Raw genomic sequence first — 7,546 nt, 5'->3', positions numbered from 1 at the left:
CCACCCGGCGCAGCAGCACCTCCACCTCGGCCATCCGCGGGCGCGTCCCGGGCTCGACCCGCAGCATCGCGCGCAACGACGTGGTCAACGCCCCCGCGTTCCGGGGCGGGAGCACGTGGCCGGAGGCGACGGCGTGCAGCAGGGCGATCTCGTTGCCCGGGTCCTCGTACGGCGGGCCGCCCTCGACGGCGGCGTACAGGGTCGCGCCGAGGGAGAACACGTCCGCCGCCGCGTCCGGGTCGGCACCCCGCGCGGTCTCCGGCGCGAGGAACGCCGGTGTCCCCGCGAAGAGGCCGGTGCTGGTGAGCGTGACGTCGCCCGCGGCGCGGGAGATCCCGAAGTCGGTGATCTTGGCGGTGCCGTCCTCGCCGAGCAGGATGTTGCCCGGCTTGACGTCCCGGTGCACCACGCCCGCGGCGTGCGCCGCGGTCAGCGCGGCGGCCACCTGGGCACCGACCCGGGCGGTCTCCTCCGCGGGCAGCGTGCCCCGGTCGTCGAGCAGCGCGGCGAGACTCCGGGACGGCAGATACTCCATCACCAGCACCGGCTGATCGTCGTGCTCGGCGACGTTGAACACCGAGATCGCGTTCGGGTGCTGGAGCCGGGCGGCGATCCGCCCCTCCCGGAACGCGCGCTGCCGGGCCGTGTCCGCCTCGGTGGCGTCCAGCGCGGGCGGCAGCAGGAGCTGTTTGACGGCGACGCCGCGGTCGAGCCGGAGGTCGTGGGCCCGCCACACCACGCCCATCGCACCGCTGCCGATCCGTGCGTCGAGGCGGTACCGCCCCGCGATCAGTCCGTGCCCGTCGTCACCCGCTGCCCCGTCCGTCACCCCGACAGATTAGAGCGTGCGCGCAGCGCCGCCGAGCGTGGTCGTCCGGCACCCCGGATCTAGCACACGCGCCGTGATCGACGAGCGACCGGGCGTCGGGACCCGGGACCCCCCGCACGTCCTACGGTGTTGATCACGAGCGGAGGTGAGCGGTGGCCGACGTCGACTACTACGAACTGTTGGGTGTGTCCCCGGACGCGACGTCTTCGGAGATCAAGTCCGCGTACCGGACGCGGGTGCGGTCGGCCCACCCCGACGCCGGTGGAACGGCGGACACGTTCCAGGTCCTGACCGAGGCCTACGAGACGCTCGCCGACCCGGCGCTGCGCGCCGCCTACGACCGGGTCCGCGCGGGTGCCGTCCGCACGCGGGAACGGCGGGAACGGCGCGCCCGGACGCCCGCAGGCACACCGGCGACCGGGACCGACCGCGGAACCCGCCCCCGACCGGCCGGGGCCCGCTCCCGTCCGCTCGGGGACGATCCCGAGTACGTGCCCGCCACTCCGGTCGTCGACGTGGACTCACTCGCCTGGTGGCCCCTCGTCGGCACGCTGTCCCGGGTGCACTACGAGCACCCGGGCTCCCCGGGGCACGCCCCCGCCCTCGGTGCGGCGGGGGGCGCCGTCCTGGCGCCGCTGCCGCTGGTGCTGCCGGTCGCGTCGTCGGTGTGGGCGTTCACCGTGTGGGCGCTGTTGCTGTTCGCCGCCGCGACCGCGGGCGTGCTGCTCGTCCGGCGGCACCTGGAGTCGCTGCGTGCGGTGCGCACGTTCCGTGCGGAGTTCGGGGACCGGACGGTGTTCGGCGCCCCGGGGGCGGAGCCCGACGAGGTCGCCGAACGGCTCACGGCGCAGCTGTGCGAGCGCTACCTCACCCGGCTGCCGGGTGTCCGCGTGTTCCACGGGGTGTCCCTGCCCGGCTCCGTCTACGCCGATGTCGACCACGCGGTGCTGTGCGGGCGACGACTGGTGCTGGTGGAGTCGAAGCGCTGGCTGCCCGGCCACTACACGACCGACGCCGACGGCAGGCTGTGCCGCAACGGCAGGGTCTTCCGCGGCGGTGGCACGCGGCTGCCGGAGAGCGTCGAGGCGTTCCGCGCGCTGCTGCCCGACGTCGAGGTCCGTGGCGCGCTGGTGCTCTACCCGAGCCGCTCCGGCGAGATCACCACGGACCCGCACGCCCGGATGTCCGACGACACCGTCGTGCTCACCCCCGAACGGTTCGTCCACCGGATCGGCGACCGGCTCGCGGCCGACCCCGTGACCGTCGACCGCCACGTGCTGCGCACGGTGCTCGACCGGGTGGTGGGCGAATCCGCCCCGGCCGGGGCCTGAACCGGCACCGCGCCCGGATTCCCCGCACCGTCCGGGCGCGGGATCCGGATCGATCCGTTCCCGGTGCCGCCCCCGTGTCGGTGGATCGCCTGGTAGGTTGCTAAGCGCACGCTTACTGCCGGGTGCCACGGCGTCCGGACAGCGGTGTTCAACTCGACGAGGAGGACTGAAGACAATGACCGACTCTCCTTCCCGCGTCGCGATCGTGACCGGGGCAGGCCGGGGTATCGGAGCGGCCGTGGCGAAACGACTCGCCTCGGACGGTTTCGCCGTCGCCCTGTTCGACCTCGACGAGGCGGGGGCGAAGGCGGGTGCCGAGGCGATCACCGCCGACGGCGGCCGGGCCCTCGGCGTCGGGCTCGACATCAGCGACGCCGAACAGGTGGACGCGGCCGTCGGGACCGTGGCGGCGGAACTGGGTGCGCCGACCGTGCTCGTCAACAACGCGGGGATCACCCGCGACAACATGCTGTTCAAGATGAGCGAGACCGACTGGGACTCGGTGATGGGCGTGCACCTGCGCGGCTCGTTCCTGATGAGCCGGGCCGTGCAGAAGCACCAGACCGAACAGAAGTGGGGTCGCGTCGTCAACCTGTCCAGCACCTCCGCGCTGGGCAACCGCGGGCAGGCGAACTACTCCACCGCCAAGGCCGGGCTGCAGGGCTTCACCAAGACGCTGGCCGTCGAGCTGGGCAAGTTCGGGGTCACGGCGAACGCGATCGCCCCCGGCTTCATCGAGACGGACATGACCGCGGCCACCGCCGAGCGCGTCGGGATGGGCTTCGAGGACTTCAAGAACGCCGCGGCCGAGCAGATCCCGGTGCGCCGGGTCGGCCAGCCCTCCGACATCGCCAACGTCGTCTCGTTCCTGGTCAGTGACGAGGCCTCGTTCGTGTCCGGCCAGGTCATCTACGTCGCGGGGGGCCCGAAGGCATGAGTGACACGCGCGTGTTCGCCGACCTCGCGGAGTTCGAGGCCGCGGTGGGACAGCACCTCGGCACCGGCGAATGGCACACGATCACCCAGGAGCAGGTGAACCTGTTCGCCGACGCGACGGGTGATCACCAGTGGATCCACGTGGACCCGGAACGGGCCGCGCAGGGGCCGTTCGGCGCGCCGATCGCGCACGGCTACCTCACGCTGTCCCTGATCCCCATGCTCGGTGCGGCCATCTACCGCGTGCAGGGCCTGAACATGGGCGTCAACTACGGCGTCAACAAGGTCCGGTTCCCGCAGCCGGTGACGGTCGGCTCCCGGGTCCGGGCGAGTGCCGAGCTGGCGCAGGTCACCGACGCGCAGACGGGCAAGCAGGCCGTGGTGCGCTGGACCATCGAGATCGACGGCGAGGACAAGCCCGCCTGCGTCGCCGAGACGGTCGTGCTGCTGGTCCCCTGATCCGTCCGCACCGGGGCGGGCGGCGCCGCACCGGCGGCCGGTCGGTACCCCGGCCCGGCGCGCGGCCGGTGCCGCCCCGCCCCGGCGACGACTTTGGAGGTCACATGAGTGACGAGAACCCGCCCGGACTCGACCTCGCGCGGTTGCGCGAACACCTCGACCGGGAGCGTCCGGGTCTGGTGACCGGTGCGCTGAGCGCACGGGTCGTCGAGGGCGGCCGGTCCAATCTGACCTACGTGGTCGGCGACGGCACGAACCGGTGGGTCGTGCGTCGCCCGCCGCTCGGGCACGTCCTGCCCACCGCGCACGACATGACGCGGGAACACCGGGTGATGAGCGCGCTGGGACCCACCGACGTCCCCGTCCCGCCGACGGTGCTGCTGTGTACCGACGACTCCGTGCTGGGCGCGCAGTTCTACGTCATGGATTTCGTCGAGGGCACGCCGTTCCGCCGGGCGGACGAGCTGACCGCGCTCGGGCCGGAGCGGACCAGGGGGATCGCCGAATCACTGATCGACACGCTCGCCGACCTGCACGCCGTGGACTTCCGTGCGGTCGGGCTCGCCGACTTCGGCAAGCCGGAGGGCTTCCTGGAACGGCAGGTGCGCCGGTGGGGCAAGCAGCTCGACGGGTCCCGCAGCCGGGACATCGCCGGGATCGACACGCTGCGGGAACGGCTCACCCGGCGGCTGCCGACCTCGCCGGAGCCGGCGATCGTGCACGGGGACTACCGGCTGGACAACCTGCTCGTCGGGCCGGACGACACCATCCGGGCGGTGCTCGACTGGGAGATGTCCACGCTCGGTGACCCGCTCACCGACGTCGCGCTGATGATCGCCTACTCCGAGCGGCACGCGCTCGGGGACCAGATCAGCGACGTCACCTCGGCTCCCGGATACCCCGGCACCGACGAGCTGGTGGCCCGCTACACCGCCCGCTCGGGCCGGGACACCTCGGCGCTGAACTGGTACGTCGGGTTCGCCTTCTTCAAGCTGGCGGTGATCCTCGAAGGGATCTACTACCGCTACACGCAGGGCCAGACCGTCGGCGAGGGCTTCGACACCATCGGCGCGGGCGTGCCCGCGCTCGTGGCGCGCGGCAACGCCGTACTCGAGGAGGAGTGAATGGATTTCGCGTTCGATGCCACGACCGAGGAGTACCGCGCCCGGTTGCAGGCGTTCATGGACGAGCACGTGTACCCGGCCGAGCCGGTGTACGAACAGCAGTCCCGGGCCGCCGCGCACCCCGGCGACCAGGTGCCGGTCCTGGGCGAACTGAAGGCGGGGGCCCGCAGACAGGGGTTGTGGAACTTCTTCCTGCCAGGCGAACTGGGCGCGGGCCTGAGCAACGTGCAGTACGCGCCGCTGGCCGAGATCACCGGCCGCAGCCCGCACCTGGCCCCCGCCGCGCTGAACTGCGCCGCACCGGACACCGGGAACATGGAGGTGCTGGCCCAGTTCGGGGACGAGAAGCAGCGGCAACAGTGGTTGCACCCGCTGCTCGACGACGAGATCCGCTCGGCGTTCGCGATGACCGAACCCGACGTCGCCTCCTCGGACGCCCGCAACATCGCCACCCGGATCACCCGCGACGGCGACGACTACGTGGTCGACGGCCGCAAATGGTTCATCTCCGGGGCGATGGACCCGCGCTGCGCGGTCCTGATCGTCATGGGCAAGAGCGACCCGGACGCTGAGCCGCACCGGCAGCAGAGCATGATTCTGGTGCCCCGGGACACGCCGGGCGTCGAGGTGCGGCGCGGCATGAGCGTGTTCGGGTACGGCGACGAGTCCTACAGCGACCACGCCGAGGTCGTGTTCGACAACGTCCGGGTGCCGGCCGAGAACCTGATCAGCGGGGAGGGCGAGGGATTCGCCATCGCCCAGGCCCGGCTCGGCCCGGGGCGCATCCACCACTGTATGCGGGCCATCGGCATGGCCGAGCGGGCCATCGAGCTGATGTGCCGGCGTGCGGTCTCCCGTGAGGCGTTCGGCAAGGCCCTGGCCGAACAGGGGGTGGTCCAGGACTGGATCGCCGAGGCCCGGGTGCGCGTGGAACAGCTGCGCCAGCTCGTGTTCAAGACGGCGTGGCTGATGGACACCCAGGGCAACCGCGGTGCGCACACCGAGATCCAGGCCATCAAGATCGCCACCCCGCGGACCGTGGAGTGGATCCTGGACAAGGCGATCCAGACGCACGGGGCCGCCGGGGTCAGTCAGGACACCCCGCTGGCCGCGCTCTGGGCGTCGGTGCGCACGCTGCGGTTCGCCGACGGCCCCGACGAGGTGCACAAGCGTTCCCTGGCCCGCCGCGAACTGAAGAGGTACGTCTGATGAGTGAGTCCACTGTGGATGCCGAAGACCTGCGCCGCCGGGTCGCGGACTTCCTGGCCGGGCACGACCCCGGCAGCACCGACCGGCTGGAGTTCCTGCGGGCGCGGTTCGACGCGGGCCTGGCGTGGGTGAACTTCCCCGAGGGGCTCGGCGGGCTCGGCGCCCCGCGCGAGCTGCAGAGCGTCGTCGAGGCCGAGTTCGCCGCGGCGGGGGCGCCGGACAACAACCCGCGCCGCAACGGCATCGGGCTCGGCATGGCCGCCCCGACGATCCTGGCGTTCGGCACCGAGGAACAGAAGAAGCGGTTCCTGCGTCCGTTGTGGACGGGCGAGGAGGTCTGGTGCCAGCTGTTCTCCGAGCCGGGTGCGGGCTCGGATCTGGCCGCCCTGGGCACCCGCGCCGTGCCGGACGGCGACGAATGGGTGGTCAACGGACAAAAGGTCTGGACCTCCACCGCGCACACCGCCGACTGGGCCATCCTGGTGACCCGCACGGACCCGGACGTGCCCAAACACCGGGGCATGACGTACTTCCTGTGCGACATGACCCAGCCGGGCGTCGAGGTCCGGCCGCTGCGCCAGATCACCGGCGAGGCCGAGTTCAACGAGGTCTTCCTCTCCGACGTGCGCATCCCGGACGCGCACCGGCTCGGCGAGGTCGGCGAGGGCTGGAAGGTCGCCACGTTCACGCTGAACAACGAGCGGGTGGCCATCGGCGGCAACGCGATGCCCCGCGAGGGCGGCATGCTCGGCAAGGTCCTGGCGACCTGGCGGGAGCATCCCGAGCTGCGCACCCCCGAACTGCGGGAACGCCTGGTGCGGCTGTGGGCCGAGCAGGAGGCGTTCCGGCTGGCGGGCGTGCGGCTGCGGCAGCAGCTCGCGGTGGGCTCGCCCGGACCGGAGGGCTCGGGGATGAAGCTCGCGTTCGCCCGGCTGTCCCAGGCGCTATCCGGCCTCGAACTGGAACTGCTGGGTGAGCAGGGCCTGCGCTACGACGACTGGACCCTGCGCCGGCCCGAGACCGTGGAATTCCTCGGCCGCGAGGCCGGGTACCGCTATCTGCGGGCGAAGGGCAACTCGATCGAGGGCGGCACCTCGGAGATCCTGCGCAACGTGATCTCCGAACGGGTGCTCGGCCTGCCCGCCGAACCCCGCGTGGACAAGGACATCGCCTGGAAGGATCTGCCCCGATGAGCGCCCCGGACCTGCTCTACTCCGACGTGGAGACCGACCTGCGCGCCAGCGTGGCCGACATGCTCGCCGACCACTGCGAGCCCTCGGCGCTGCTGGCCCGGGTGGAGAGCGACGAACCGTACGACCCGGCGCTGTGGCGCACGATCGCCGGGGAGCTGGGCCTGGCGGGCCTGCACGTGCCGGAGGCGTTCGGCGGGCAGGGTGCCTCCACCCGGGAGGCCGCCGTGGTGCTGGAGGAGCTGGGACGCAGCGCCGCCCCGGTGCCCTACCTGGGCAGCGCCGTGCTCGCCACCTCCGTGCTCCTGGCCGCGGACCCCGCCGACGGCGGGCCGGTCGCCGACCTGCTGCGCGGACTGACCTCCGGCGAGCGGACCGGCACGCTGGTGGTGCCCGCCTCCACCGCACCCGACGCGGCGTTCCCCACCGCCGTGCGGGCCGACGCCGACGGGGTCCTCACCGGCACCG

At 72.5% G+C, this 7,546-nt stretch carries 8 protein-coding genes; 7 read left to right on the top strand and 1 reads right to left on the bottom strand.

Going from position 1 to position 7,546, the window contains the following annotated elements:
- The coding region (locus SACPADRAFT_RS24660; protein WP_007025665.1) for a serine/threonine-protein kinase at positions 1 to 829 on the bottom strand (829 nt) is incomplete at its 3' end.
- A gap of 152 nt (positions 830 to 981) precedes the next feature.
- On the opposite strand from SACPADRAFT_RS24660, the gene SACPADRAFT_RS0201165 reads away from it, so the two are divergent.
- From SACPADRAFT_RS0201165 to SACPADRAFT_RS24655, 7 genes are all read left to right on the top strand, one after another.
- Positions 982 to 2,160, top strand: a complete 1,179-nt coding sequence (locus tag SACPADRAFT_RS0201165) for a J domain-containing protein (RefSeq protein ID WP_007025664.1) — start codon at positions 982 to 984, stop codon at positions 2,158 to 2,160.
- 175 nt (positions 2,161 to 2,335) lie between these two features.
- Positions 2,336 to 3,097 carry a 3-oxoacyl-ACP reductase FabG gene (fabG, locus tag SACPADRAFT_RS0201160; protein WP_007025663.1) on the top strand — a complete coding sequence of 254 codons (762 nt, stop codon included), beginning with the start codon at positions 2,336 to 2,338 and terminating at the stop codon, positions 3,095 to 3,097.
- On the top strand, positions 3,094 to 3,555 hold the full coding sequence (locus tag SACPADRAFT_RS0201155; protein ID WP_007025662.1) for a MaoC family dehydratase: 462 nt from the start codon (positions 3,094 to 3,096) through the stop codon (positions 3,553 to 3,555). Before fabG ends, SACPADRAFT_RS0201155 begins: the two co-directional genes overlap by 4 nt.
- Positions 3,556 to 3,659: 104 nt before the next feature.
- Positions 3,660 to 4,679: a phosphotransferase family protein gene (locus tag SACPADRAFT_RS0201150; RefSeq protein ID WP_007025661.1), complete on the top strand. Its 1,020-nt coding sequence runs from the start codon at positions 3,660 to 3,662 to the stop codon at positions 4,677 to 4,679.
- Positions 4,680 to 5,888 carry an acyl-CoA dehydrogenase family protein gene (locus tag SACPADRAFT_RS0201145; RefSeq protein ID WP_007025660.1) on the top strand — a complete coding sequence of 403 codons (1,209 nt, stop codon included), beginning with the start codon at positions 4,680 to 4,682 and terminating at the stop codon, positions 5,886 to 5,888.
- Positions 5,888 to 7,081: an acyl-CoA dehydrogenase family protein gene (locus SACPADRAFT_RS0201140; RefSeq protein WP_007025659.1), complete on the top strand. Its 1,194-nt coding sequence runs from the start codon at positions 5,888 to 5,890 to the stop codon at positions 7,079 to 7,081. Before SACPADRAFT_RS0201145 ends, SACPADRAFT_RS0201140 begins: the two co-directional genes overlap by 1 nt.
- A partial coding sequence (locus SACPADRAFT_RS24655) for an acyl-CoA dehydrogenase family protein (RefSeq protein WP_007025658.1) occupies positions 7,078 to 7,546 on the top strand: 469 nt, incomplete at its 3' end. The genes SACPADRAFT_RS0201140 and SACPADRAFT_RS24655, both read left to right, overlap by 4 nt.

Origin of the sequence: Saccharomonospora iraqiensis subsp. paurometabolica YIM 90007, assembly GCF_000231035.2 — a bacterium.
Classification (GTDB): Bacteria; Actinomycetota; Actinomycetes; order Mycobacteriales; family Pseudonocardiaceae; genus Saccharomonospora; species Saccharomonospora paurometabolica.
Note: the sequence above shows the minus strand (reverse complement) of the source record. Positions and strands in the feature narration are given on the sequence as shown.

Bases quoted from the DNA above. Each gene is read 5' to 3' on its own strand.
- SACPADRAFT_RS0201155 (WP_007025662.1), top strand. From the start codon at position 3,094: ATGAGTGACACGCGCGTGTTCGCCGACCTCGCGGAGTTCGAGGCCGCG.
- fabG (WP_007025663.1), top strand. From the start codon at position 2,336: ATGACCGACTCTCCTTCCCGCGTCGCGATCGTGACCGGGGCAGGCCGG.
- SACPADRAFT_RS0201140 (WP_007025659.1), top strand. From the start codon at position 5,888: ATGAGTGAGTCCACTGTGGATGCCGAAGACCTGCGCCGCCGGGTCGCG.
- SACPADRAFT_RS0201145 (WP_007025660.1), top strand. From the start codon at position 4,680: ATGGATTTCGCGTTCGATGCCACGACCGAGGAGTACCGCGCCCGGTTG.
- SACPADRAFT_RS0201150 (WP_007025661.1), top strand. From the start codon at position 3,660: ATGAGTGACGAGAACCCGCCCGGACTCGACCTCGCGCGGTTGCGCGAA.